At 36.1% G+C, this 25,879-nt stretch carries 23 protein-coding genes; 4 read left to right on the top strand and 19 right to left on the bottom strand.

Going from position 1 to position 25,879, the window contains the following annotated elements; translation table 11 throughout:
• Positions 1–14: 14 nt before the first annotated feature.
• The 8 genes from CN601_RS20790 to CN601_RS20755 form a co-directional block, all read right to left on the bottom strand.
• A complete protein-coding gene (locus CN601_RS20790) occupies positions 15–1,028 on the bottom strand; it encodes a sugar kinase (protein ID WP_098172218.1) in 1,014 nt (337 codons plus the stop codon).
• Entirely contained in the window at positions 1,021–1,773 is a 753-nt protein-coding gene (gene dagF, locus CN601_RS20785) for a 2-dehydro-3-deoxy-phosphogluconate aldolase (RefSeq protein WP_098120866.1), read from the bottom strand. The genes CN601_RS20790 and dagF overlap by 8 nt, the downstream gene beginning before the upstream one ends.
• A complete protein-coding gene (locus CN601_RS20780) occupies positions 1,773–2,879 on the bottom strand; it encodes a DgaE family pyridoxal phosphate-dependent ammonia lyase (protein ID WP_098172217.1) in 1,107 nt (368 codons plus the stop codon). The genes dagF and CN601_RS20780 overlap by 1 nt, the downstream gene beginning before the upstream one ends.
• A complete protein-coding gene (locus tag CN601_RS20775; RefSeq protein ID WP_098172216.1) occupies positions 2,857–3,960 on the bottom strand; it encodes an amidohydrolase/deacetylase family metallohydrolase in 1,104 nt (367 codons plus the stop codon). The genes CN601_RS20780 and CN601_RS20775 overlap by 23 nt, the downstream gene beginning before the upstream one ends.
• A gap of 315 nt (positions 3,961–4,275) precedes the next feature.
• A complete protein-coding gene (locus tag CN601_RS20770) occupies positions 4,276–8,376 on the bottom strand; it encodes a S8 family serine peptidase (protein ID WP_098172215.1) in 4,101 nt (1,366 codons plus the stop codon).
• A 552-nt stretch (positions 8,377–8,928) separates the two neighbouring features.
• On the bottom strand, positions 8,929–9,612 hold the full coding sequence (locus tag CN601_RS20765; RefSeq protein ID WP_098172214.1) for a response regulator transcription factor: 684 nt from the start codon (positions 9,610–9,612) through the stop codon (positions 8,929–8,931).
• 12 nt (positions 9,613–9,624) lie between these two features.
• Complete coding sequence (locus CN601_RS20760; protein WP_098172213.1) at positions 9,625–10,752, bottom strand: sensor histidine kinase; 1,128 nt, start codon at positions 10,750–10,752, stop codon at positions 9,625–9,627.
• A gap of 270 nt (positions 10,753–11,022) precedes the next feature.
• A complete protein-coding gene (locus tag CN601_RS20755; RefSeq protein WP_098172212.1) occupies positions 11,023–11,706 on the bottom strand; it encodes a hypothetical protein in 684 nt (227 codons plus the stop codon).
• 446 nt (positions 11,707–12,152) lie between these two features.
• Between CN601_RS20755 and CN601_RS20750 the strand changes: the two genes are divergently transcribed.
• The 3 genes from CN601_RS20750 (at position 12,153) to CN601_RS20740 (ending at position 13,994) form a co-directional block, all read left to right on the top strand.
• Complete coding sequence (locus CN601_RS20750; protein WP_098120859.1) at positions 12,153–12,602, top strand: hypothetical protein; 450 nt, start codon at positions 12,153–12,155, stop codon at positions 12,600–12,602.
• Between the two features lie 156 nt (positions 12,603–12,758).
• Complete coding sequence (locus CN601_RS20745; RefSeq protein ID WP_098172211.1) at positions 12,759–13,463, top strand: alpha/beta fold hydrolase; 705 nt, start codon at positions 12,759–12,761, stop codon at positions 13,461–13,463.
• Between the two features lie 291 nt (positions 13,464–13,754).
• Positions 13,755–13,994 (top strand): hypothetical protein, encoded by a 240-nt coding sequence (locus CN601_RS20740; protein ID WP_098120857.1) that lies wholly within the window; start codon positions 13,755–13,757, stop codon positions 13,992–13,994.
• A 115-nt stretch (positions 13,995–14,109) separates the two neighbouring features.
• Here CN601_RS20740 and tsaA read toward each other — a convergent pair whose 3' ends face one another.
• From tsaA to CN601_RS20700, 8 genes are all read right to left on the bottom strand, one after another.
• On the bottom strand, positions 14,110–14,568 hold the full coding sequence (gene tsaA, locus CN601_RS20735; protein ID WP_098172210.1) for a tRNA (N6-threonylcarbamoyladenosine(37)-N6)-methyltransferase TrmO: 459 nt from the start codon (positions 14,566–14,568) through the stop codon (positions 14,110–14,112).
• A gap of 160 nt (positions 14,569–14,728) precedes the next feature.
• Entirely contained in the window at positions 14,729–15,430 is a 702-nt protein-coding gene (locus CN601_RS20730; protein WP_098172209.1) for a hypothetical protein, read from the bottom strand.
• On the bottom strand, positions 15,427–16,305 hold the full coding sequence (locus CN601_RS20725; protein WP_098172208.1) for an ABC transporter ATP-binding protein: 879 nt from the start codon (positions 16,303–16,305) through the stop codon (positions 15,427–15,429). The genes CN601_RS20730 and CN601_RS20725 overlap by 4 nt, the downstream gene beginning before the upstream one ends.
• Positions 16,306–16,317: 12 nt before the next feature.
• Entirely contained in the window at positions 16,318–16,689 is a 372-nt protein-coding gene (locus CN601_RS20720) for a GntR family transcriptional regulator (protein WP_098120853.1), read from the bottom strand.
• Between the two features lie 167 nt (positions 16,690–16,856).
• Positions 16,857–17,303, bottom strand: a complete 447-nt coding sequence (locus CN601_RS20715) for an S-Ena type endospore appendage (RefSeq protein WP_098172207.1) — start codon at positions 17,301–17,303, stop codon at positions 16,857–16,859.
• A gap of 158 nt (positions 17,304–17,461) precedes the next feature.
• Entirely contained in the window at positions 17,462–20,401 is a 2,940-nt protein-coding gene (locus tag CN601_RS27910) for a beta strand repeat-containing protein (protein WP_098172206.1), read from the bottom strand.
• Between the two features lie 76 nt (positions 20,402–20,477).
• Positions 20,478–20,813: a DUF3992 domain-containing protein gene (locus CN601_RS20705; protein WP_098172205.1), complete on the bottom strand. Its 336-nt coding sequence runs from the start codon at positions 20,811–20,813 to the stop codon at positions 20,478–20,480.
• 25 nt (positions 20,814–20,838) lie between these two features.
• A complete protein-coding gene (locus tag CN601_RS20700; protein ID WP_098117786.1) occupies positions 20,839–21,213 on the bottom strand; it encodes a DUF3992 domain-containing protein in 375 nt (124 codons plus the stop codon).
• A 431-nt stretch (positions 21,214–21,644) separates the two neighbouring features.
• On the opposite strand from CN601_RS20700, the gene CN601_RS20695 reads away from it, so the two are divergent.
• A complete protein-coding gene (locus CN601_RS20695) occupies positions 21,645–23,240 on the top strand; it encodes a peptide chain release factor 3 (protein ID WP_098117788.1) in 1,596 nt (531 codons plus the stop codon).
• Positions 23,241–23,464: 224 nt separating this feature from the next.
• Here the strand turns inward: CN601_RS20695 and CN601_RS20690 are convergent, their stop codons facing one another.
• The 3 genes from CN601_RS20690 to CN601_RS20680 all read right to left on the bottom strand — a co-directional run bounded on the left by CN601_RS20690 (position 23,465) and on the right by CN601_RS20680 (position 25,801).
• The gene (locus CN601_RS20690; protein WP_098172204.1) at positions 23,465–23,803 is read right to left on the bottom strand and encodes a DUF2577 family protein; all 339 of its coding nucleotides are present in this window, start codon (positions 23,801–23,803) and stop codon (positions 23,465–23,467) included.
• Positions 23,803–25,011, bottom strand: coding sequence for a phage tail family protein (locus tag CN601_RS20685; RefSeq protein WP_142317391.1), 1,209 nt, complete (start codon positions 25,009–25,011; stop codon positions 23,803–23,805). Before CN601_RS20685 ends, CN601_RS20690 begins: the two co-directional genes overlap by 1 nt.
• A 445-nt stretch (positions 25,012–25,456) precedes the next feature.
• The gene (locus CN601_RS20680) at positions 25,457–25,801 is read right to left on the bottom strand and encodes a hypothetical protein (protein ID WP_098172202.1); all 345 of its coding nucleotides are present in this window, start codon (positions 25,799–25,801) and stop codon (positions 25,457–25,459) included.
• Positions 25,802–25,879: the final 78 nt, after the last annotated feature.

The following is a 25,879-nucleotide window of genomic DNA, read 5'->3' as shown; positions in this document are numbered from 1 at the left end:
CCCTTTCCTCTCCTCTAACGCTTAATATCATCAATTGTTCCAGCCATTGCTGAAAGAATGTCATCTTCCGTTGACATTGGGGTATCCCCGACAATCGTACATGCTAACATTCCCGCTGCAGCTGCGAATTTTACCGTTTTACTAGGTAAAAAATCAGCCAATTCGCCATGCAAAATGCCACTAGTATAAGCATCTCCAGCTCCAATACGATCATATACAGAAAATGATATATTTTCAGAGAAAGAAAACTCTTCATCCGTGTATATGTAACCCATAAGAGAGTGCGTATTGTCACTGTTTATTGAACGATGCGTCCCAGCAATAGTTTTTATATTAAATCGATTTGCTACTTGTGGAATTAGATCCTTTAGTTGTTCTTCTCTAGAAGTTTCTACTGTCTCCATTCCTAACACATACATTGCATCTTTTTCATTCATCATGACGATATCTGCTAATGATAGCATGTCTTCATAATGTGGTTTTGCTTTTTCGTATCCACCATCCCATAGAGAAGGTCTATAGTTACAGTCGAAACAAACTAATCCGCCATTTTCTTTTACTTTTTTAGCAAGGATTTTCATCGTTTCTCGAACATCATCCGTCATTGCTAGTGTAATTCCGCAAAAATGAATAACTTCTGCTTGTTTAGCAATTAAGTCCAGATCATAATCGGTAAGTGAAGCAGTATTAAAACTACTTTCTAATCGATTCGTATAGGTTACACGGCTAGCGCGTTGGCCAAATCCATTTTCTAAAAAGTACAGTCCAAGATATTTGCCGCCTCTAGAAATATAGTTTCGGTTTACCCCTAATCGTTGTAAGAAAGCAATTGCCGCATCACCTAATGGATTATTAGGTAATTTTGTAACGAGAAATCCGTCATGTCCAAGCTTTGTCATTGCAGAAGCAACATTCACTCCAGTTCCTGAAAACGAATATTGTAATGCGTTAGCCTGTGCCAGTAGTTCATACCCTGGCACCTGCAATCGCATCATTACTTCTCCAAAAGCAACGATCTGTTTACGCATATTTCTCAACCAAATTTTTAGTAATTGCTAATAATTTTCTTACATCTTCAGGATTAGTTTTTCCAGTTTCTTCATTAATAATAGAAGAATAAACGTGTGGAATAATTTTTGATACTTTTTCTTGTAAAGCGATTTCTAAAATTTCCTCAAAGTTTTCTAAATCAATTCCACCAGTAGGCTCTAAAGCAAATCCTTCTTCGCCACAAGCTTTAGCTACAGCACGGTACTCTTCAACATGCTTTAACCCTTTCATTGGGAAGTATTTAATTGCATTACCACCCATGTCGCGAATTAGGGCAATTGCAGACTTGATTGGTACAATCGCTGTTTCACTAGCTGCACTCACAGGACCTGTAGAAATATTTACATATCCTACTTTACCTGTTGGTGATACAAGTGAATTAATCCAGCTATCTTTTTCACCTAAATTAGCGCGTGTTGCTCCTACTGCAGGAAATACTTGATTAATATGGCTTCCTGGATAATATTTTGCGATTTCAGCTACAACTGCTGCTTGTCTGTTATCTCCAGCTCCAAGACCAATCGAAACAGCCTCATCAATAGCTTCACCATATTCCTTCATAGCTGATACTCCAGCCTCGACAGTAGGGTAATCTTTTGAAAGAACTCCTACTAACACATGGCCTTCTGCTGCTTCAAAAACCTCAACTGCATTTTCAATACTATTTGCTAATACATTTAGTGCCACACGGTTTTTATAAAAACGTTTTTCAATATTTGTCATTATTCATTTCCCCCTAAAATTGCTCTTAACCTAGCTTCAATTACATAAATATCATCTGCTTGTAATGGTCGTGGATCGATATCGAAAAAGCCTTGGCGAACGCCATAATCGCGAGTATAAATCGCAATATTACCGTTTCTCAGCTGATCATTAACTTCTTTTGCAGTTGTATTAGTTACAACCGGATCTATTTGAATTCGAGCTCTAAAAATAGCGCGTCCAGCTTCATCTTGTACAATTGTTATTTTTAAACCATCGATTGACTCAAGTGATTTTAAAACTTGTAAACTAGCTTTTTCATTTTCACTATTATCTGTTTTTACGAAATACTCATCCAATGCTTGTAACAGTCCAAAAGTTGTTTCTTTTCCAACTTTCATACTTCTACCGATACAGTGCAATTGCACTTTTAACCAATCGATATATTTTTGCTTACCAGCTACGATACCTGAAGTAGGTCCTTCAATCGCTTTTGAACCACTATAGATTGCTAAATCGGAAAATTTTACATATTTTTCTAAATCTTCCTCAGCAGCAGCATCTACAATTAATGGAACATTTTTTGACTTTGCTACTTCCCAAGCTTCTTCAACTGAAATCATATTCTTTTGAACAGCATGGTGAGATTTAACGTATAAGACAGCAGCAGTATTTTCATTAATCGCATCAGCAATATGCTCGGCTTTACCTTCGTTAGCATAGCCAACTTCCACTAATTTACCTCCACCGAGGAAAATCATTGTTTCAACAGGAGCACCATACTGGACGTTATGTCCTTTAAGCATGACAATCTCATTTTTTTGAATTGGTTCTTGGTGTAATCTCTCGCTTTTACGGCGGTTACCTTCAGTAACAATTGCAGCTACCGAAAGAGCAATCCCACTTGAAGCTGAATTAACTACAACTGCTGCTTCAGACTTAAGTAACCCTGCAATATGAGCCCCAGCTTTATCAACTAAGTCTGAAATTTCAACATAATTTTGTCCGCCAGTTTTCATTGCTTCCATAACTGTGTCTGTTGGAGCAGAAACACCAAGTATACTCATCCTACCACTTGCATTAATCACTCTTTTTAAACCATATTTAGCATTCAATGTGTTCTCCATTAATAACCACTCCTTTTACGACGATTTTTTGTTCTGCTGTTTTTTCATCACCTTCAGAATCAATTAAAGATGTTTGCTCATCCTCGACTGTAAACAGTGTAAGGTTTGCGAGATCTCCGATTGAAATTCTTCCAAGTTCAGGTTTCTTTAGCCATTTTGCTGCATTTACAGTAACGGCATTAATGATTTCTTCTAAAGAGTAACCTAGATATAAAAATTTTGTTAAAACATTTGCCATATTATAAACTGGGCCATTTAATCGATTTTTTCGATAAATATCAGTACTAATCGTATCGAATTTTATTCCATATTCTTTAGCATGCATTGCCGTTTTGAAAGAGAAACTTGCATTACCGTGACCTACATCTAAATGAACACCGCGATCGATTGCATCTAGTAGCTTAGGAAGAGGTCTTCCACTTTCATCAAATAAATTATTTGATTTACCATTTAAGTAATGCGTAATAATATCTTTATTTTCAAGTAAATCTAGTACATCATTAATATTTGGCGGTCCTGAGCCAATATGCACCATAAGTGGTAAATCGGTTTCATTAGAAAACTTACGTGCTATTTTTAATGGTTCTACACCGTTTGAACCTACTACACTTTTACTAATTCTTGCCTTCAGCCCGACGATAAAATCTTTATGTTCTGCGATTGTTTTGACTAGAAGTTCCTCATCCAACCAAGTAAGATTAGATAACTCATCGATTCGTTCTAAACCAATTCGAGAAATATTCAAAAAGGCGAATACATTTGTTTTTGAATTTTTACAGCTATTCACTAATTTTGATAAATTATCTGCGCCTGTGCTACCCGCATCAATAATTGTTGTTACCCCTGTTTTATAGCCAATCTCATCGACATCATCTCCATACGGTTCAAATTCAGCAAATGCATGGACATGCATATCAATCCAACCGCTAGAAACATATACTTTGTGATTGTAATCAACTAAGTTCTGACCATTTGCAGTTCCCGCAGTTACAATGTCAACAATCTTTCTATTTTCTACTATGATATCTACAGAACTTCCGTTTATCATTTTTACATTCTGCAGTACGAAATGATCTTTCATTTCCCTCATCCTTTTCAGTAACCAATAAATTAATTATTGAATTCGTTTTCAAGTTTCTTATTTATTATTCCAATGTAGAATAACATCTATTTTTTGATTAGTCAATATAACGTTATAATGTTTAAATCTTTTTTTATTCTATTTTTTATGGATTGCTTTATTATCTGCTAGTTAATAAGCATAAACATTAATATAATCGGGTAAAGTCAGTGTCTATTTTTCATATAACAAAAATAATTTTTTATTATACAAAAAAAACTTGTAGACATGGAACGAATTCCAATTTGTCTACAAGCCTAAAAATTGTCTTACTTATTATTTAAGTCCTAATTCACTTTTAATATCTTCAAGTGTTTTCCCTTTATATTTTTGTACAGGTTTTGGTGCATTTTCAACATATTGATTTTGTAGTAAATAATTTTTTTCAAATAATGCAAAGTCTTTTGCATCTACGACTTTATCAAAATTAAGATCGGCACTTCGTTTATTTGTTCCCCAATATGTTTGAAGATATAAAGCGTCCATTACATCGATTACATTATCTTTATTTATATCGCCTGCATATTCTCTTACAGTTGGGTACGAAATATTTTCACCAATATTAATTTCTCGATCTTTTCGACCAATTTCCATAGGCGTATATGTCGTAAAATGACCAGGAACATCTACGATAACCGTATATACTTGTTCTGAAATTGGAAGTTTACTAAATACTACGTTGCCGTTCTTTTGAACTTCTCCATTATATATTATACCTTTTGAGTCTATTGCTTTAACATCTGCACCAATCGTCGTGTAATCAATGGCAAAATTAAAACTTCCGTTTGCATTTAATAATGCTTCAGCATTGAGTTTCGCCGTTGCTGTTGAATAAGCAGAATAGCTAGGTAAATAACCGACCTGAGTATAAGGATTTACTGTTTTACCATTATTATCTTTATACGAAGAAGAAGTTACTGAAAAAAGTATGGAATTCACATTAACATATTCATTCGAGTTCGTCTCTACTTGCATATCAAACAATGGCATATCACCATTTAATCCATCTCCTGGTGCCTTTATATTAATTGTATTTGATTTGCTAGTAGTTCCTATTGCTGTGGCTGTAAATTGAGTATCCTCGGATAAAGCTTTATTTTTATTAATTACGACTGAATTAAAATATCTTGATGTGTAATCAAATTTAAGTGTTAGATCTTTTGCATTTTGCAGACCGTGTGCATAGAACGTATAAGTTAATTGATCACCCATATTAAAAGATGCTTTATTTGGTTTGGCATAAATATATTGTGCCCCTGGTTTCATATAATAAATGACCTTAGCCATCGTTGAATTACCAGCTCTGTCCGCCGCAACATATTGTAGCACACTGACTGGATTTGAAGAATCAACAGATATTTCTTTCGTAAACTTGCCATTCGCATCAGTAGCAATACCAATTGCCGGAGAGTTAGGTCCATACCAGACTTTATTAGTTGCTTGTGTTACGTTCATCCCGCTGTTTTCCATTACCGTTGCTTCATTATCTATAATACTTCCAGATAATGTGACTGTTTTTTGGCCAGGTGCTAATTGAACAAACGGCAAATCACCTTTAGGTAGAGCATTAGTGTCATCTAGTGTGAAAGTTGGACGGTTATTATCGATATATATTTGGTCAGTCTTTGTAAACTGTTTACCATCCGCATCTGTACCAATAACTTTCAATTTATATAAACCGTCAGTTGCTAAAACCGATGTTGCTCCAATCGGTTTTTTAGAATTCCCTGTAAATGGAAAGTACCTTCCAGCAAAAGCCTGTTGTAGGTAATAATCCTGATCAACTCCAGCACCCGAAATATTTGCAGTACCGATTATCCCTAAATCTTTATTTGTTTTTGCATCCTGTAAAATAAAATCCATTGTTTTCATAGGTGAATTTAATTTAAAATCCAAATCAGACGCCTTAACGCTATATGGGTTAGTTGCACGATTAGTAGAAATGCTCGGTGAATGAGCTCTAAAATATTCAAAACCTTCTTCTACTAGACGGAATCCAAACGGAATTTGATAATGATCATTTTGGTCCTTCTCATTCACAACATGAATATAGCCTTCATAAGTCCCTTTATTTGCAGAAGCCGGTATGCTTAGTTTTGCAGCAATCTTTTCCTGGGATTTCGGATCAATTTTAATGCTTTTTGGTACTGTTATACTAACCCCATTTGCATCTGCATCTAAAGAACCTCGTGCGCCAACATTATATTCAACTGAAACAGTATATTTTTGCGCTTTCTCAGAATGATTCGTAATTAAAATAGTAGTTTTTTTCGAAATATCATTTTTATTAGCTGGAATAAACCCATAACTTAGTCCACCAGTTTGCTCGTCAATCATGACTTTTTCATTATTTCTGATGAAAGGTGTTGTATCCTGTACTGCTAATTCAACTGGTGAATAAATCGCTTCATAAGGGTCCACTCTACCTGCCCCTACCTCAAACACACTATATTTACTTCTTAATGGATCAGCAGTATTCATCAAAACAGTTTTTATATCCGCTGGAGTATAGTCAGGATGTGCTTGTAAAAGTAATGCAGCAATCCCACTGACATGTGGAGTTGCCATTGATGTTCCAGACATTCTCATGTATGCAGAAGAATAATCAGTTACATCAGTTTTGTTGTTTATATATGAAGGAACAGTTGATAATACATCAACACCGGGTGCTGTGACTTCTGGTTTTATGTCGTATAAAGTTCCCGATGGGCCACGAGAGCTAAAGCTAGCTAAATCATCACCAGGAATTTCAGCTTCGCCAATATTTCCAAATGTTACAGAAGGTGTTCCATTTGTAAATAAATCCTTTATCGTCAATCCATCTATATTTGTCATCGAAAATACTGGAATATTATCATTGCTTTCTCCTAAATAATACGGAATTTGCCCTTCAGAAGCATTGTTGTTGTATATGATTACACCAACAGCACCATTTTGTTTTGCATAGTTCATTTTATCAACTAGTGCATATGTACCGCGGGCAACAAACGCAATCTTACCTTGTACATTTTTCCCAGTATAATCAGTAGCTCCGCCTTCACCTACGTTGACAATATCAAATGTTTTTCCAGACATATTTGTGAAATTATCTGTCCACTTTTTCGTCATCAATTGTAAAGTGCTGTTTGTTCCTTTACCATTGACTGAAAAATCACTTGCAAATGTTGTTACTTTAGTAGGAACAGAACTAGCTCCAACAGTTAATGCAAGTGCCGCTGCGCCTGGCGAACCTAAAGTATATAAACTGTCACCAGCGTTTCCTGCAGCAACAACAGCTGTAACGCCATTTAATACAGCATTGTCAATCGCTAAGCTTGTAGCTTCTAAAGGATCATTTAATGTCGATCCTAAAGAAAGATTAATAACATTCATTCCATCTTTAACGGAACGATCGATACCTGCGATAACTGCTGAATTCGAACCAGATCCATATGGACCTAATACTCGGTATACATACAAATCTGAATCAGGGGCTACCCCAGTTACTTTATACTCAGAATTGTTTTTCGCACGACCTGCAATTGTCCCTGAAACATGTGTCCCATGTTCTGTGTAATATGTGCTTCCATTAACAATTTCAGCCTTTTTAGAAGTTTTCCACTGATCATATGTAGTTTCCATCGGATCATTATCGTTATCAACAAAATCATATCCACCCTTATATGCATCTTTTAAATCAGGATGGTTATAATCAATACCGGTATCGATCACACCTATTTTTATATTTTTTCCTGTAAAACCTTCTTCATGTAATTTATCAATCTTTAAAAATGGAAAACTATCAACCTTTGTTTCATCTTTAGCTTCTGCAGATTCAGTAGGTGGGGTAATTTGAACTGTTGAGTCACTATAAACAGCTTTAACTGTATCCATTTTTAACAAATCTTTAATTTGATTTGCTGGAAGTGTCAATGAGACACCGTTAAAGGCGTTCTGATATGTATACTTAATTCGATATTTTTCCTTACCAGCCTTCGCTTTATTTCCCATTTTTTCTTGTAATTGCTGTTTAAAGCGTACATGAGACTTCGTTACATTCTCATTCGCTTTTTTTAAAGTAATCGATTCACCTTCTGTAGCTTTCTCTAATTGCGCTACTTTTGCCGGACGTTCTTTAAATTCAACAATTACAGATACTTCTTTATCGCTTGACAAGTCGATATCACCAGATAATCGTAAACCAGTCTTTGATTCAGCAATATTTAATTGTTTCAAAGCTGTTCTTTGTTCCGACGTAAGAGATTTAAGAATACTTTCTGCTTCACTCGAAACTGCATAAACTGGCTTTTTCGTCACCATTGTGGTTCCTAAAATCGTACTGCTAGCTAAAGCAAGGACTGATGTAGCTTGAAATATCTTACCGCTTAACCCCTTCATTTAAATAACCTCCAACTCTCTTCTAATAGTAGATAAAAAAAACGACAAATTCTTAGTTAATTTTTCAGAAAAATCGCTCAATTTACATTATAACGATTGTTTTTCGTGAAAAGTATTGGGGGAATTTTAATAAAAGAAGGGAAAAATTAAAGGTCAATAAAAAACATTTAATGTCGTATTAAGTAATATAAAGTAAAAAAATCGAAATCCACTTATCCTTTTTATAGAATTTCCATCAAAATTTTCAAAAAAAATAATTTGGGGGAAAATGTAATTCTTTCACCTTTTTTAATAGCCCATTCATTATAATTAATGAAAATTTAACGATTATTTTATAGTAGTAGACTCGAAGGTTTGGAAAAATCTGCAATAAATGCAAAAAAAAATGTCCCAAAATTAAGAGATAATTTAGGACAATCTTTTCTTTTTTAAAGACTCTGTTTTATATATATTATTGATTTTTTTATGTAATCACAGATTAGTTCAATATGAATTCACTTAAAAACAATCATAAATTTTGAGGAACGAATTAATCAAGGATTCTTTTAGAAGCTATTTATTAAATCGATATCCTGTACCCCAAAGTGTTTCAATGTACTCTGGATTGGAAGGATCTTTTTCTAGATTTTTTCGAATTTTTTGAATATGAACCGCAACAGTTGCCGTGTCTCCGAGACTGTCATCGCCCCAAATCCGATCAAATAAGTGCTCCTTTGTGAAAACAACATTTGCATTTTGAGCTAAAAACAGTAATAAATCGTACTCTTTCGTTGTAAAAGACACTTCTTTCCCACGGATGGAAACTTTGTGTGAGGTAGCATCAATGTCTAAGCCCCGAATACTGATTAGGGAAACGACGTTTGAATGTCCTTTCAATCGCTTATAACGGTTAAGGTGAGATTTCACCCTTGCTAAAAGTTCAGCAGGACTAAAGGGCTTCGTTAAATAATCGTCTGCGCCGTAATCTAATCCTCGAATTTTAGAAATATCTCCATTTTTGGCTGAAACAACGATGATGGGAATTTCGTACTTTTCACGTACTTCTTTGATAATTTCGAAACCGTTTTTGTTTGGGAGCATCAGATCAACAATAAGCAGATCGTAATTCCCAGTCAAAGCTTCTTTGCTCCCAAGCGAACCATCAGTCTCAATCGTTACATCGTAGCCATTTAAGCCGAGATAATCTTTTTCAAGTTCAGCGATATTCAGATCGTCTTCTACGATCAGTATATTCACGAAATCCCCTCCTTAGTTGGTCGTGTTCATAACTCTTAAATAAATATGAAAACTAGTCCCTTTTCCAAGTTCGCTTTCTACTTCAATCTTCCCACCCATTGCCTCAATCAATTCCTTTGAAATAGAAAGTCCAAGACCAGTAGATTCAAGATTTTTTGTTCTTGCATCTTCCACTCGATAAAATCTTTCAAAAATTCTTTCTAAGTTTGCTTTTGTAATTCCTTTTCCGTTATCTCGAATTGTAATTTTTATTTCATTTTCTAAAGATGAAAGGATCATTTCTACTTGCAGATTCTCGTTGTCCCCATATTTCAATGAATTACTAACAATATTTTGAATGGATTGATGTAGTCTTTTTCGGTCTACTTTTACAACTTTCGTATGTTCCGTCAGATCAGAGAAAATATACTCTAGACCCCTTTCATGAAAATCAAACTTATATTCTTCTGAAAGATCAGCCATGAATGGGTTAATTTCAACTTCCTCGATATCAAAATCAAGTTTCTGCATATCCAACTTCGAAAACAAAAATAAATCATCGATTAGCTTATTCATGTACTGAGCATTTTTCCAAATAACATCTAAGTACTGAGATTTTTTTTTGTCTGATAAAATTGTGCCGTCCTGCAATACTTCGATATAGCCTTGAATCGAAGTGATTGGCGTTTTTAAATCATGAGAAATATTGGTAACTAATAGTTTGCGATTTTCCTCGTATTCCTGTTTCAATTGTTCGCTCTCTTTTAATTTTCGTACCATTTGATTGAAAGAAGAAATCAAATGCCCGACATCATTGTGTGTATCTACTTTTACCTCAATATCTAGATTTCCATCAGCAACTTCGCTCATGCCTTTTTTTAATTTTTCAATCGGATGCACGATCTTTCCTTCAAAATTTCTTTGGAATCGAGAACCGATAAAACCAATAAGTAACACGATAATGACGATGCCAAATTGTGCTGGTCGCCCGATCCAAGAGAAAACTGTAAATAGACCGATAATATTTAAGCAAATCGTGATTGGGATAAAAATTCTAAAAAAACGCACGAATTTTCTTATATCGTTGCGATGAGGTTTATGTCCTCTATGATAGGAAGAGAAATGCGGTCTTTCTTTCTTACTATTTTGTCTCCAAGTCATTTTGACTCCGCCTTGTTTTTATTGGATGGTTCATTAATTTGCCATTTCATCTATTAATAGTATTGGTGTTTCTTTAGTCATTTTATTATATGATTGTATGAAATAGATAGATAGAAATTGACAAATAAAAGCTGAATATAAAATAAAGAAAGTCTAAGTGCGTGAACACTCGACTTTCTCGAATGATTAACAAAAATCACTTCTTTTTTTAATCAATATATCCTGAAAATAATTGTACTCTTCTTCTGTGATTTCATGTGTTATGCTGTTTTATTTCCAAGTAAATGTTGATTGATATTTCAATTCCAACACTTCTTGCGGCGTATCTTCATGATTTTTTAAGCCTTTAGCATAGACAGTTAGACTTTCAATTTCCTTGTTTGTGTTAACATTCGCTTTCACTAAGAAGTTAGGGTCTTCCACTTCTTGTAAAAAACTCATTTGATTCTTGTTGGAACAGTTAGCTCTTTGCATACCCAACATGAACTTTTTGCGATTTTCACGCATTTCTTTGAAAGATTCTTTTAAGTCTTCCGGAATATCCTTTGAATCTAGCATGAGCGTTGCACCATTTTCAGTTTCTTGAACTTCAATACTGCTTAATAAACCAAAAAACATAGACGCTCTTGAGAATCCCATTTTAAATTTTGAAGGGAATTTATGTTCTTTTAATTCATCCTGTTTGATGTTTTCTTGACAGAATTCACTATTTTGGTATTCCCCATTGCCACCTTGTTCAAAAAATCCTCTGTTTCTGAATCCAGGACCAAAAGGTCTTCTGCCGCGGTGTTGAAATGGGTGGAAAGAATGTTTAGTTAAATCCTTGTCAAACTCGCCACCAAAGAATGCTGTTTTTTGACCATTCTTTAAAATCTCAGCATCCAAATTTACTTTCACTTGCTCTTTTTTCTTCATTGTTTTTGTAATATCATACATTAATTTAATTTTGTTCATCTTCTTGAACCTCCAGTTATTAGGTGTTGTTTCAAGCGTTTTTAAGCGAAAAGTAATTTCGAATTGAAATTTCTTAATCAACTACTTGAAGCAATCCGGTTTTTTTTTTAATTACCGAAGTAACCTACGAGAACAATCTTAACTTAGAGGTTTAAAATCCAAATAAAACGTATTTAAAAAGAAATTAAAAACTTTTTAAAAATTTTATAAAGTGATTATTTATTGTTGACTGGCAAAATGAGCTGCATGTTGAACTTAAGGCAATTAATCTTAGATGAGAGGTTAAAAAAACAATTCATTGGAAATGTAGACAATGGAGTTATGTCTTTAATTTCATATATGAAAAAAGTACAAAAAATCTCATCAATTGAGAGCAAAAACACTTGAAGTGACTAATATAAAAAATAGAAAATAAATTCGGAAATTTTTTTTAGAGGAGTGATTTTGTGCAAAAGAATTTAGTTTTTCACATTCCAACTTATACGGACGATCATTCAACCTTTCCCAAACCCGTGAATGAGGAATATGATTATTGGACCCCTTTAATAAAATACTTTTTACTAAAATCTGATACGATTGAAATTCATTGTTGGAATGAAGAAATTGACACATTTGAAGAAATAAAAAAACTCAATTCTTTTGAAATATATAAAGAAGATCGTATTACTATCCTTAAGGGTATGAAAAACTCAATTCTTTCGATGTATCTATCGAAACATCATATCAATAATATCGGAGAGTTCAAATGGTTCACAGTTAATTTAAACAAAGGAATAGTGCCAGTATTTCATTCAGGTCATTGGGGAACTGAGTTCGTTGTAACTAATGCTAGTGAAAAAGACATTGAACTTATCAAAAGTATAATTCCAGCTAAAACAAGTTTTCATCAATATTAATGCATTTCTAAAGAGTAAGATAGTTGGAGGTCACGAGTCACAAAAATGGCTCGTTTTTTATTGAACAAAATGGGAAGCTAGCTAAATAAGGAAAAGGTATTAAACTGTAATTGTTGAATAGTAAAAAAGTATAAATTTATTAACGGGAGGTAACAAATGCTCTTAAATACCGAAGTTTTAGGAGAAGGTGAACCAATTGTCTTTTTACATACAGGTTTACAAACTGGAATGACTGACTTCGATTACCAAAGGGGTTATTTTGTACAAAAGAATAAAGTAATTCTACCAGATCTACGAGGGCACGGGAAATCAACAAGTAATGATTTATCTAATTTCTTTATAGATTCAGCAACAGATTTAACGGATACTTTTGAATATCATGAGATACAATCTGCTCATATTGTAGGTTGCTCTTTGGGTGCATTAGTAGCTTTATTTTTTAGTAAAAAGTTTCCCGAAAAGGTAAAAACTTTAACGATTTCTGGACTAATGCCAGAAAAGCCTACTGATTGGCTAGAAATCCACAAGAAAAATGTAGAACAACAATCAAAAACCATCAATTATTTTAATAATCTTCATGGAGAAGGATGGAAACAGTTTATTTATATGGGAAGGAACGAAGATTGGTATCCTTTTGAAATAACCTGTGATTTAAGTGGACTCAAAATGCCAATTTTATTTATGGTTGGAGAGGGAAATCTACATGAAATTAAAGGAACTATTACATATCCGAATGCAGATAATGATATCCATGTAGCTGTCATCCCTTTCGCCTCTCATCTTGTACACATTGACCAACCAGAAATATACACTAATATATTAGAGAAATTCATATCTCAATATGAACTACATATTAACTAACCTATTTACAATTGGTAAATGGGTATTTTTTTGAAGAGTATTTCCTTTTCTAACTCAACTAGCGCATATTTTAGTTACATATGAGTTCTAAAGGTAGTCTAAATAGACAACCTTTATTAGTTCAAAAATCTACATTTAAAATTAACTGTGCTTTTTAAAAGTAAGTTCTGTTAGCGTAAATTGTTGATTTTCATATTCAACTAAATAACAGGATAGTTTAATAAGAATGCAGTGTATAAGGATTGTTTTATAATGTAAAATACACTGTAAAATTAAAAAAGGAGTAATATTTTGTTCAAAATATATAGGATTGTCTTTGCTATAATTGCACTAACAATATCAATTTTTGGTTTGATAACTAGTAATCACGAGTATCAACCGTTTGCAATTATATTAGTAAGTGTAACGATAATGATTAATGGCATAATTGAATTAAAGGTAAAACAAAAGAAATTTTCTTTTGAAAATCCAAGTATTATTGTAGCTTTATTTCTGTTTGTAGTTACAATCATTTTATTTTTATCCAACTAATACATATGTTAGTTGGATCGGAGTTCTAAAAGTTGTCTAATGAGACAACCTCTTTTTAAGTTCAAAAAACAACATTATAATTTAACAGTGCTAAAATTAAAAAATAATATCGTAATCACCAATATTTTTTCATTAAATCCTTTGACCATTCTGCTTGTTTTATTTCGCCTTTTGGAAGAAACTCTCTCATGATTGGTTTAATATCAATTATTGGTGTGCTATCAATGGCATCCAATCCCTTCACCGTTAGGATTCGGCCATTATGTTTTAAAAGCTCTACAGCTGTTAACCCTAATTTATTCGGTCTATTTTTGCCTCTTTGGGCAAAAATTCCAACTTTTGGATACTTAGTATTATTTCTAGGATGTCTTGCATTGTATTGAATCATTTCGTCAGTAACTTTATCAAAATAAAAAATAATTTCAAGATGTGAAAAATCACTTATACCGCTGAATGCTTCTTCGTTTAATTCATCAACTAATTCGATTTCTGATACGATCGAACCCCAATAATCGTCTTCAATTTCTTTTCTTGAATTCTTCACAAAAGCGATTGGTTGAATAGCAAATGACATCATTCAATCTCCTAACTTATTTAATTTTTAATTACATTATAAAATAATGAAATGATAGGTTAATCTTAATTTTTATATTACTTGATTAGAAAAAAAAGTATGCGATAAAACGCATACTTTTTTACACATCGATATAGTCAGGTCAGTTTTTAAAATACTTTTAATTTCTACCTTTCATTTTTAAAGGTGCATTTTTCATCATTGGATATGTTAAAAATTGAAGTACAATTCCTAATAGCCCGATTAACGAAAATAGATTGATCGGCTTAATAGTTAAAATCCATGAAAATATGCTTGAACTTACACCACTTATTGATATGAAAGTAATGACAATACTTAAAATGACAAGTGTCATTAAAAAATAGAGAATACCTAAACGTCTAACTAATACAGCAATGAATGCTGAAAGACCTAGGATAATAAACCCGATCATTAGATCTACCCAATAATAAGTAAAGAAATGATATTCTGATGAAACTAATCTAGCAGGATGGAAAAAACGAAAACTATTTATTCCTTTGTCTAATAGTGCATTCATAATGAAATATAATATATTTAAGTAAGTTATGCTTGTTATTACCATAACTACTGCCATCACATTATATGATTTTAAAAACTGCCTTCTTGTACTTCCTAATCCAATTGCAACTTGAAACGGTATGACTAATGCTGCTACTGCAAATGTACAAATTCCCCCATAAGTCGGTCCAAATAATGCAGCTCCAGTTTGTAAAGGTATCTTAAATATTACACTAATCAATAAATAAACAACTGTTAGGAACAAAGTAATTAAAGAAAACAATTTAAAATACCATTTAAATTCATCAAAAACTAGTTGATAAGTACCTTGTTTAGACCTCATTTTTTCACCCCTTTATTCTTATTAAGTGTTTTATTTATTAGGTAGTCTTGTAATGTTGCTTTTTCAATTGTAAGCTGATTTGTCTCAGCGATTTTTTTCCATTCAGCAGTAAATAGTTCATCAATCATTACTTTTTGGGTTGAACTTATTTTAGAAGACTCAAGTATTGAAACATTTTTAGTTACTTCTTTTATAACTTCCATATCGCCTGATAGAATAATTCCTTTTTCTCTCATTACTTCCATTTGCTCATAAAATAATGACTTGCCATCATTTACAACAACCATTGTTTCACATAAAGGTTGAATTTCTTCAATATGATGCGTTGAAAGTAGAATGATTCTAGGGTTTTCTTCGTAACTTTCCAAAAGTGCATCGTAAAACTGTTTTCTTCTTACAGCATCTAATCCATTCGTTGGCTCGTCAAGAATTGTTATTTTCGCATTACTTGCTAATCCTAAAATGATTTGTGCTGCAGTTTTCATTCCTTTCGAAAACTTTTCAATTTTTTTCCTTGGTGGTAACTCAAAGATTTCAACTAAATGTTCAGCAAACTCTTGATCCCAATTTGGATGAAAGTATTTACCATACCTTAACAGATCACCTATTCGCCAGTTATGACCAAAAGGATGATTTTCTTGTATATAACAAATATTTTCTAAAGCATTTAAATTATTATATGGCTCTTGACCTAATATTTTAATTGATCCTTGATCCGGTCTATAATGGCCTGCTAGTAGACTCATTAAAGTTGTTTTTCCTGCGCCATTTCTTCCCCATAATGCAATAATCCTTGGCTCTGATTCAATAAAATTAAAATCAGTTAATACCGGCGTATTATTATAGGCATATGTTAGATTATTAATTTCGATCATTTTTTAATCCCCCTAGTTTGAATCGTTTTTTCTTTTGATTAAATCAATTACCATCTCTTCGTCTAAATGAATTCTGTTAGCTTCTTTAAGTAAAGGTGCAACATATTCTTCATAAAACTGTTGTTTACGTTCTAGAATTAACTTTTCTTTTGCACCTTCAGAAACAAACATGCCTACACCTCTTTGTTTGAAAATAATTTCCTTATCAACTAACGCTTGTAGACCTTTCCTTGCTGTTGCAGGGTTAATATTAAAAAATCGTGATAACTCATTAGTTGAAGGTACTTGTTCACCTTCTTTAATTCTTCCATCAATAATTTCGTCCATAATCATAACCGCAATTTGTTGAAAAATTGGCTGTGATTCATCTAATGTTGGTTTCATTAGCAGCATCCTTCTCTATTTAGTTGTTTAGTTAGTTACTTGTGTAACTAACCATACCACTCTTTAAATCATATGTAAAGCTACTAAATAAAGTACGCCTATTTTTTGAAATATAAAAAAAGTTCATTGCACTTGTGCAATAAACTTAAAATTTTAAAAAATAGCTATTATTTTTCCAGAATTCTACCAGTAATACAATATTTCCCTTCTACATAGATTGGATTCTGACTACTTGATGGTAAGATTTTCACTGACTTTATATACTTACTTGTGTAACTATTCGTATTTCCTGGCAGCACCGTAATTAAATGAGTGCTATTGCTATTTATTTCAATTGTTATTGGGTCTGTACTACTTTCACTATTATAGATTGAAATTGTTGCAAGAGCAGTTAAATTTTCTCCTAACTCCCACAACACAACTGGTTGAACAAGAACTTCTTGAATAAAAATATTTCCACATAGATCGATTGGAATACATGGATCAAACTTTGGTGGTATTGGAGACGGTGGTGTAGGTGGTACTGGCGGTGGAACAGGAGGCAGAGGAGGTGGGGGCGCAAGTGGTGAGGCAATACTTGGTAAATTCGGTTTATCTGGTCTTTTTGGTTTCAATTTTATCCCTCTCAATAGCAAAAAATTAAGAACTTATGTATGACTAAACTTTTAAACTATTAAGCCATACTGTTAAAAATTAAATTTTAATAAAAAAGTGACCACAATTTAGCTTTCAATATAACTTGTAGTCACTTTTTAAACTAACAAATCGAATATTATCCGACTCTCACAATAGAAAGTGTAGCCGCGGTAGTCCCTGCTGCTAACGACACCGTCGCTGCTAATGTAGCTGACACCATAACTTGGATCGTATCTCCAGCATTTACATTAATAATCACTTGATTGCTGACTAAACTGATCCCTATGGCAGCTGCAATGTTCGTACCTGCTACTCCAGCACCATTCCGAAATAATTGAAAAGTAGTTAACAAGGATAATGTAGGATACACCTGGTACGTTATCAAATACCTACCACTAGTATTAATTGTAAAAATAGTAGCTGTTGGGTTGTTAACTGTTATATCTGCCGATAAATTTTGTGCGTTAGGAAATGGTATAGGGGTTGGAGTTAATAATGTTAGTGCTATTGTTGCTCCAGAAGTATTTGCAGCAGAGCCAGAAGTGGTAAAACTTGTTCCAGTTGCTCCTGTTCTGCCTGTTGCTCCGGTTACTCCGGTTACTCCGGTTGGACCCGTTGCTCCGGTCGGGCCTGTTATTCCCGTTGCTCCAGTTGGGCCCGTTACTCCAGTCGGGCCCGTTGCCCCTCTGTCTCCAGCTATTCCTGTTGCTCCTGTTACTCCTGTTGGGCCAGTTGTTCCAGTTGTTCCAGTTGGGCCCGACGCGCCTCTATCTCCGGTTCTGCCTGTTGCTCCGGTTACACCAGTTGGGCCGGTCGCTCCTGTCGGGCCTGTTGATCCAGTTGAGCCTGTGGGACCAGTATTTCCAGTGAAGCCTGTTACTCCAGTCGAGCCGGTTGTTCCCGTCGGGCCTGTTACTCCGGTTGCTCCTGTTATTCCAGTTGGGCCCGTTACTCCGGTCGAACCTGTTATTCCTGTTGCTCCTGTTATTCCCGTTGAGCCTGTGGGACCAGTATTTCCAGTGAAACCGGTTATGCCTGTAGAGCCCGTTATTCCTGTTGCTCCTGTTGTTCCCGTCGGGCCTGTTATTCCAGTCGAGCCTGTTATTCCTGTTGCTCCTGTTATTCCAGTTGGGCCCGTTACTCCGGTCGAGCCTGTTATTCCTGTTGCTCCTGTTAGTCCAGTTGGACCTGTTATTCCCGTTGAGCCTGTGGGACCAGTATTTCCAGTGAAGCCTGTTGTTCCGGTCAGGCCGGATACTCCAGTTGGGCCGGTTGGGCCAGTTTCTCCTGTTGGACCTGTTATCCCCGTCGAACCCGTTTTTCCGGTCGGGCCGATTGCTCCCGTCGGACCTGTTTCCCCTGTCGTGCCCGTTATTCCAGTTGGACCGGTTGCTCCAGTTGTTCCCGTCGGACCGGTTACTCCTGTTTCTCCTGTTGGACCTGTTATCCCCGTCGAACCCGTTATTCCGGTCGAGCCTGTTGCTCCGGTTGGACCGGTTATTCCCGTAGGACCCATTATTCCTGTCGGGCCGGTTAGGCCAGTTTCTCCTGTCGGACCTGTTACTCCAGTTGGGCCCGTTATCCCTGTCGAGCCTGTTATTCCCGTCGGACCTGTTACTCCGGTCGAGCCGGTTATTCCAGTTGAACCCGTTCCTCCGGTTGGGCCCGTTATTCCCGTCGAACCTGTTATTCCCGTCGAGCCAGTTATTCCTGTCGAGCCGGTTACTCCGGTCAAACCCGTTACCCCAGTCGAGCCAGTTATTCCCGTCGAACCTGTTATTCCCGTCGAGCCCGTTATTCCTGTCGAGCCGGTTACTCCGGTCGAACCCGTTACCCCAGTCGAGCCAGTTATTCCCGTCGGGCCAATTTCTCCCGTCGGTCCTGTTTCCCCTGTCGTGCCCGTTATTCCAGTTGAGCCCGTTATTCCCGTCGAACCCGTTACTCCTGTCGTGCCCGTTATTCCGGTCGAGCCCGTTGCCCCTGTCGAGCCTGTTACTCCGGTCGAGCCCGTTATTCCCGTCGGGCCAATTTCTCCCGTAGGACCTGTTACCCCTGTCAAGCCCGTTATTCCAGTTGGACCGGTTATTCCCGTCGGACCTGTTACCCCTGTCGTGCCCGTTATTCCCGTCGAACCAGTTTCTCCTGTCGAGCCCGTTATTCCCGTCGGACCAATTTCTCCCGTAGGACCTGTTACCCCTGTCGAGCCAGTTATTCCAGTTGGACCGGTTGCTCCCGTTGGGCCAGTTATTCCCGTCGAACCAGTTTCTCCTGTTGAACCTGTTACTCCCGTCGAGCCAGTTACTCCCGTCGAACCTGTTATTCCTGTCGAACCAGTTACCCCTGTCGTGCCGGTTACTCCCGTCGAACCCGTTATTCCTGTCGAGCCGGTTATTCCCGTCGGGCCAATTTCTCCCGTAGGACCTGTTACCCCTGTCGTGCCCGTTATTCCAGTTGAGCCCGTTATTCCCGTCGAACCCGTTACTCCTGTCGTGCCCGTTATTCCGGTCGAGCCCGTTGCCCCTGTCGAGCCTGTTACTCCTGTCGAGCCCGTTATTCCCTTCGGGCCAATTTCTCCCGTAGGACCTGTTACCCCAGTCGTGCCCGTTATTCCAGTTGGACCGGTTGCTCCCGTTGGGCCAGTTATTCCCGTCGAGCCAGTTACTCCGGTCGGGCCAGTTTCTCCCGTAGGACCGGTTATTCCAGTTGAACCGGTTATTCCTGTCGATCCTGTTACCCCTGTTTCACCTGTTATTCCAGTTGAACCTGTTACTCCCGTAGGACCGGTTATTCCTGTCGAGCCGCTTATCCCTGTTGGACCGGTTGCTCCAGTCGGGCCCGTTATTCCCGCCGAACCGGTTGCTCCAGTCACTCCAGTAGAACCAGTTGGGCCAGTTATTCCTGTTACACCCGTTACGCCAGTGGGACCTGTGGGACCAGTTTTTTTAATCCCATTACAGGATAAAACATTACAAGAAAAACTATTACAGCAACTACATCTATTCGAATTAGAGTTTATTCCATTTAAATACGAATATAAAATTCCATTTTCTACTTTATTATTCACATTAAAAAACATGATTTTTCCTCATTTCATTACATAGTATCGTTCATTCAAAAAATCATGAATAATACTATTTAGATAAAATGAAATATTACATTGAATACCTAACAGTAATACAAAACTCTCCTTCAACAGAGCCAGGTAATCCAGTAGTATCGACTTGAATTTCATCAAATAATTTTTCTGAAAATCCGACGCTGCTTTGCGGAGGAACATTTAGAGTGTCAATTACTGTTCCTCCTCTTAAAAAATTCACAACGATAATGTCTGTTCCAGTATCATTTTTAACATAACCAGTTGCTGATACGATTGAAGCTATGTTATTTGTATAAATCGTAATTACCCCTGTTGTATTAACTTGCCAGGTAATACATACTTTATCTTGAAATATATTTTTAGTTGAACAACAACTTAAACCGTTACACATTTGCTTATCCCCTCATTTTCTTCATTTAAACTGAATAACGTGTCGTTATACAAAATTCACCTTGAAACAGAATATCTGCTCCAATAGGTATAATGGCTTGTATTACATCGAATCTTCTTATTGTAAACGCTAAGCTTGAACCTAATGTTACAGTTTCAGTATTAATCGTGCCCCCTGCAGAATTTAAAAAAACAATTTGTATTGGTAGCGTAGCTGAGCCAACCTCATACTTAACAAACCCAGTTCCAATAATATTTTGATTAATATTATTTTGAAATAAAGGAATGGTAACTGCCGTAGCGTCTCCAACTGCTTGCCATGGAGTACATACTTGGTCTTGTACAAAAATCTTTTCTGGACAGCAACTTAAAGTTGTTGTTGAACAATTACATGATGACATATATATTTAACTCCTCACTCTTTATTAAAAAAACATTATCTACATATATTAATCAGAAAGATATTAACCTGCTTGTACATTTGTCATCAAAAAAAGAATCTACCACTTTAAATTAAGTGATAGATTCCTTTTTTATATTTATTGATCTATCAACTCATCGATAGCCTTATATTACTTCGCCCATTTAGAACTGGTTTCCCCTATGAGGTCATTATTGAGATGGATCTAAAACAAAGTTTTACTAAAAAAATTCATACCTTAATAAAAAATGACGGAATTTATACTAAAAAACAAAATTCTAATTATATAATTGGATATACTTTAACTATAACTTACATACAAATTGTTTCATCAAACGGTGAATTCTAGTATAATAGATAGGATGTAAAAATTTTATTATGATCTTTGATTTAGAAAGGACTTTATAATAGATGGCAAATAAAGAATTAATGAATGAAGTTGCTAAGCGCCGTATTTTCGGAATTATTTCTCACCCGGATGCAGGTAAAACAACTTTAACTGAAAAATTACTACTTCACGGTGGAGCAATTCGTGAAGCTGGAACTGTAAAAGCTCAAAAAAATTCAAAATATGCAAAGTCTGACTGGATGGAAATCGAAAAGCAACGTGGAATTTCTGTAACATCTTCAGTTATGCAGTTTGAATACGATGAAAAAATGGTATCAATTATGGATACTCCTGGTCATAATGATTTTGGTGAAGATACATATCGTGTACTAACTTCTGTTGACTCTGCGGTAATGGTAATTGACGCTGCAAAAGGTATTGAAGCACAGACTAAAAAGCTTTTCCAAGTTTGTCGTATGCGTGGTATTCCTATTTTTACTTTTATGAATAAATTAGATCGCCAAGCTAAAGATCCTTTAGAATTAATGGAAGAATTAGAAGAAGTTCTAGGTATGCCTTCTGTAGCAGTTACTTGGCCAATTGGTAGTGGTATGCAATTTGAAGGAGTATATGATCGTCTAGAAAACGAAGTTCATCTTTTCCGTAAAGACGAAGTCATTAAACTAGGTTCAGAAGGCGTTCATGGTCCAGAATTAGAAGCTCGTTTAGAGCAATCCAATTTAGAAAATTTACGTGATGAAGTTGATTTATTAGAAGGTGCTGGTAATGAATTTAATTTAGATTTGGTTCAAGCTGGTGAATTGACTCCTGTGTTCTTTGGAACAGCATTAGTTGATTTTGGAGTTACACCATTTTTAAATCACTTCTTAGATATGTCACCATCTCCAGGACCACGTAAAACTGTAAACGGTGAAGTAAATCCGACTGATGAAGTATTTAGTGGATTTATTTTCAAGATTCAAGCTAATATGAATCCAGCGCATCGTGACCGTATTGCATTTTTACGAATTTGTTCAGGTGTATTTGAACGAGGTATGAACGTAACGCTTTCTCGTACAGGAAAACAAATTAAATTAAGTCAATCAACACAATTAATGGCAAATGATCGAGAAACAATCGACCGTGCATATGCTGGTGATGTAATCGGTATTTATGATTCTGGTACTTACCAAATTGGAGATACAATTACATCAGGTAAACAAAAATTATTCTTTGAACCATTACCAACTTTCCCACCTGAGCTTTTCTTACGTGTTAGCCCAGTTAACTCATTAAAATCTAAGCACTTCCATAAAGGCGTTGAGCAATTAGCCCAAGAAGGTGCGATTCAAGTTTATAAAAATGAATTTAATGAAGTAATTTTAGGTGCAGTTGGACAGCTTCAATTTGAAGTTTTCGAGTACCGTTTAAAAAATGAATATGGTTCTGATATCCGTAAAGACCATGTAGACTATAATATTGCTCGTTGGGTTAAAACTGATGATGTAAAAGGTCTAAAGAAATACCAAGATATGCGAAACATGCTAGTATACGACCGTTTCGAACGTCCTCTATTCTTATTTGCAAATGAATTTACTTTCAACCGCTTTAAAGAACGTCATGAGGAATTAGAATTAGTTGAAGCTCTTGATGTTAATAATGAGATACAAGTTGATTAATTGTCGTAAGAGACCGATTTATTCGGTCTTTTTTTGTTGGTTTTTGACGAGGTTCTTCTCGCCTATTTTATCCGATTATGCTTGTATTTTCAAACGTTATTTTGCGGAGAATATATAAGAATATCCCGGTCAATGCTAGTATAATTACGGTCATTTTTACGGAGAAACCGCGCCATTAAGGTACAAAAAAATATAACGTCCCTCGTTAGAAGGACGCTCTAAATTTATACTTTATCGATGACTATAAAACGTTGACCATTAGCGTATTCAAGTACTATTACATAGTCGTTAACATTTAATGTACTTTTAAATTTAATGTATTTAGTCGTCGCTGCAGAAAAGTTAGCATTATCAGATATTTGTATCTCGCGTACGGTTTCGTTTAAATGATCGCAAAGTAAGAAGTCGTCATCTGTATACTCTAAAATAAGCTTCGAGATAATAAACTTTATTTTTAAGTCTGGCAGAGGACTAATTACTTGCGCAACTAAAACACTAACGTCCGCATTATATCCTAGATTCTTTATCGCCTGTGCTAACCTAGTTGGACCACCTGTGCTCATTAGATTACCCCCACATGTGTCATAAGTTTTCGAGCTAATTTATCGGCAATTTCATTAATATCCGAATCTTTACGTACATTCATCGTCTCAATATTAATCGAGAATCCCTTACCGCCTTTACCGTTACCTTTGTTATAAGCGTCGTTTTCTTCCGGCGTCATAACTCTCTCACCCTTGTGGAGCGTAGCCTGATATCCATTGTACGGGACATTTGCGAGCCCACCAGCATGCGATTTACCTGCTCCGCCGCCAATTCCTACCATGCTACCAATTTTACTTCCGGCCGTACTGACCCAACTCGGCATTTTAAAGCTACGGATTTTCCCCATTAACGAATCCCAACTCGAAACTAACGCTTTTACTGCTCCAACAACCAATCCGATTGGACCAAGTAGTCCTAAGAATAAACTTTTTAACGGTCCCATCTTATTCCATAGTTCGACTGTCTTCGTTTTTACTAAGTCCCAATTTCGATAAAGTAGGACTGCTCCTGCCGCTAATGCTGCTATTGCTATTATTACAGCACCCACGGGATTCGCGTCCATGGCAACATTCAACGCCCATTGTGCTCCGGTTAGTAGTCCGTAGGCTAATTGCAGTCCTTTAACGACAGCTATTACGCCCTGTATTATCATCAATCCGAGCATTGCCGCTCTAAACGTTACGACCGCAGCAGTAAGCGCGAGTACGACCGAAATCGTTCCGGACCAATGACTCGTAATTAAAGAGACTATACCTTGCGCACCGGTTAATATTGCGCTAAATCCCGTTTTAATCGGCTCAAGCGCTGTATTAAAGTCTTGGAATTTTTGTTTAATCGTTGGCCAATTATCCTTAATGTACGAGCCTAACTCGACCGCTTTCGAAACTGCGCCGGCTAGGAAATCGGATCCCTTTTCTTTTAAAAAGTTGAGTCCACCGCCTTGAATCCAATTATTAATATCGGTCAATGGCTTTTTGAGTTTTTGGAGAGCTGCCGTTCCCATCTTGACGAGCGCCGTCGTGACATTACTTTGAAGCGTCATCCACTGCGCCGAAGCTGACGTATTTACTTGGTTAACGAATTTTTGCGTAAATCCAAGCTGATTAAGTACCTTGTCTAACGCTGCAATCTTTTCTTTTGCAGTGTCAGCGCCTTTAAATGTTTGCTTCAACATTGATCGAGGTATATTGAAACGTTCTTGTAATGAAACTAGATCACCGGACAACGCCTCACGAATTGCAAAGGCAGCGCCTTGCATCCCTTCAAGTTGGTTAGAACTCGCTAAACGTTCGGTAATTCCGAGCAAACTGTTAATTTGCCCTAAATCTTTCGTGATTGGCAAGAAGGCTTTGCCAGAATTCATGAAATCTGCGTCTGAGAATACGGACTTTAATCCTTTCTGCTGAAGCATATCGAAAAGCTTATTCGCTTTTTCTGTGTCGTTTACTAACGCAGAAAGTGTTAATTTATTTGTTTCGATTTCCATTGCGCCTTTCATTGCCGTTTTTAACGTGTCGACTGCAAGCGTAGTAACTTTATACGTCGCCCCTAATTTTACGAGTTGACTTGTTAAACTGCTCGAACTGCCCGACATTCTTGATACGGCTTGATTTGCGCGTCTTAGGCCTGAAGTAAACCCGTTATCGTTAAGTCGTAGGGCTGCGGTTAAATTAAATGACATCTACACCACGTCCTTCTACTTTGCGGATTAAACAGATAACCGTTCTAATCGTTTTAAGCATTGATTTAAGCTGCTTCTGAACGATTCGGCCAGTAGGCTTATAACGGCTAGCTAAATCGTTAAAAGTTCGCAATTCCTTAGTAAGAGTAATCGTCTTTACACCGAGAAGCTTAATTTCTGCGTCTTCCTTTCGCATCTTGAACTCTTCGCCAATACCGATCAACTCGGACATTTCTTCTAGTACGTCCGCATAATCAACTTTACGAGCAATTACGTTTTCAACGACAAAAAGGAGCTCGCTATACCGCTGAACTCTTAAATCATAAATATTCATCTATTTCACTCCATTCTATAAATTAAATAAAAAGACGCCAATTAAGGCGCCCCATACATTACTTTTTTGGTGTAACAC

Source organism: Bacillus sp. AFS017336, from assembly GCF_002555445.1.
GTDB lineage: Bacteria > Bacillota > Bacilli > Bacillales > Bacillaceae_G > Gottfriedia.
The sequence above is the reverse complement of the archived record's forward strand: the minus strand, read 5'-3'. Positions and strand labels throughout refer to the sequence as shown.

Coding starts and splice junctions, on each gene's coding strand:
- CN601_RS20790 (WP_098172218.1), bottom strand. CDS start 1,028: ATGCGTAAACAGATCGTTGCTTTTGGAGAAGTAATGATGCGATTGCAG.
- dagF (WP_098120866.1), bottom strand. CDS start 1,773: ATGACAAATATTGAAAAACGTTTTTATAAAAACCGTGTGGCACTAAAT.
- CN601_RS20780 (WP_098172217.1), bottom strand. CDS start 2,879: ATGGAGAACACATTGAATGCTAAATATGGTTTAAAAAGAGTGATTAAT.
- CN601_RS20775 (WP_098172216.1), bottom strand. CDS start 3,960: ATGAAAGATCATTTCGTACTGCAGAATGTAAAAATGATAAACGGAAGT.
- CN601_RS20770 (WP_098172215.1), bottom strand. CDS start 8,376: ATGAAGGGGTTAAGCGGTAAGATATTTCAAGCTACATCAGTCCTTGCT.
- CN601_RS20760 (WP_098172213.1), bottom strand. CDS start 10,752: ATGACTTGGAGACAAAATAGTAAGAAAGAAAGACCGCATTTCTCTTCC.
- CN601_RS20755 (WP_098172212.1), bottom strand. CDS start 11,706: ATGAACAAAATTAAATTAATGTATGATATTACAAAAACAATGAAGAAA.
- CN601_RS20745 (WP_098172211.1), top strand. CDS start 12,759: ATGCTCTTAAATACCGAAGTTTTAGGAGAAGGTGAACCAATTGTCTTT.
- tsaA (WP_098172210.1), bottom strand. CDS start 14,568: ATGTCATTTGCTATTCAACCAATCGCTTTTGTGAAGAATTCAAGAAAA.
- CN601_RS20730 (WP_098172209.1), bottom strand. CDS start 15,430: ATGAGGTCTAAACAAGGTACTTATCAACTAGTTTTTGATGAATTTAAA.
- CN601_RS20725 (WP_098172208.1), bottom strand. CDS start 16,305: ATGATCGAAATTAATAATCTAACATATGCCTATAATAATACGCCGGTA.
- CN601_RS20720 (WP_098120853.1), bottom strand. CDS start 16,689: ATGAAACCAACATTAGATGAATCACAGCCAATTTTTCAACAAATTGCG.
- CN601_RS27910 (WP_098172206.1), bottom strand. CDS start 20,401: ATGTTTTTTAATGTGAATAATAAAGTAGAAAATGGAATTTTATATTCG.
- CN601_RS20705 (WP_098172205.1), bottom strand. CDS start 20,813: ATGTGTAACGGTTTAAGTTGTTGTTCAACTAAAAATATATTTCAAGAT.
- CN601_RS20700 (WP_098117786.1), bottom strand. CDS start 21,213: ATGTCATCATGTAATTGTTCAACAACAACTTTAAGTTGCTGTCCAGAA.
- CN601_RS20695 (WP_098117788.1), top strand. CDS start 21,645: ATGGCAAATAAAGAATTAATGAATGAAGTTGCTAAGCGCCGTATTTTC.
- CN601_RS20690 (WP_098172204.1), bottom strand. CDS start 23,803: ATGAGCACAGGTGGTCCAACTAGGTTAGCACAGGCGATAAAGAATCTA.
- CN601_RS20680 (WP_098172202.1), bottom strand. CDS start 25,801: ATGAATATTTATGATTTAAGAGTTCAGCGGTATAGCGAGCTCCTTTTT.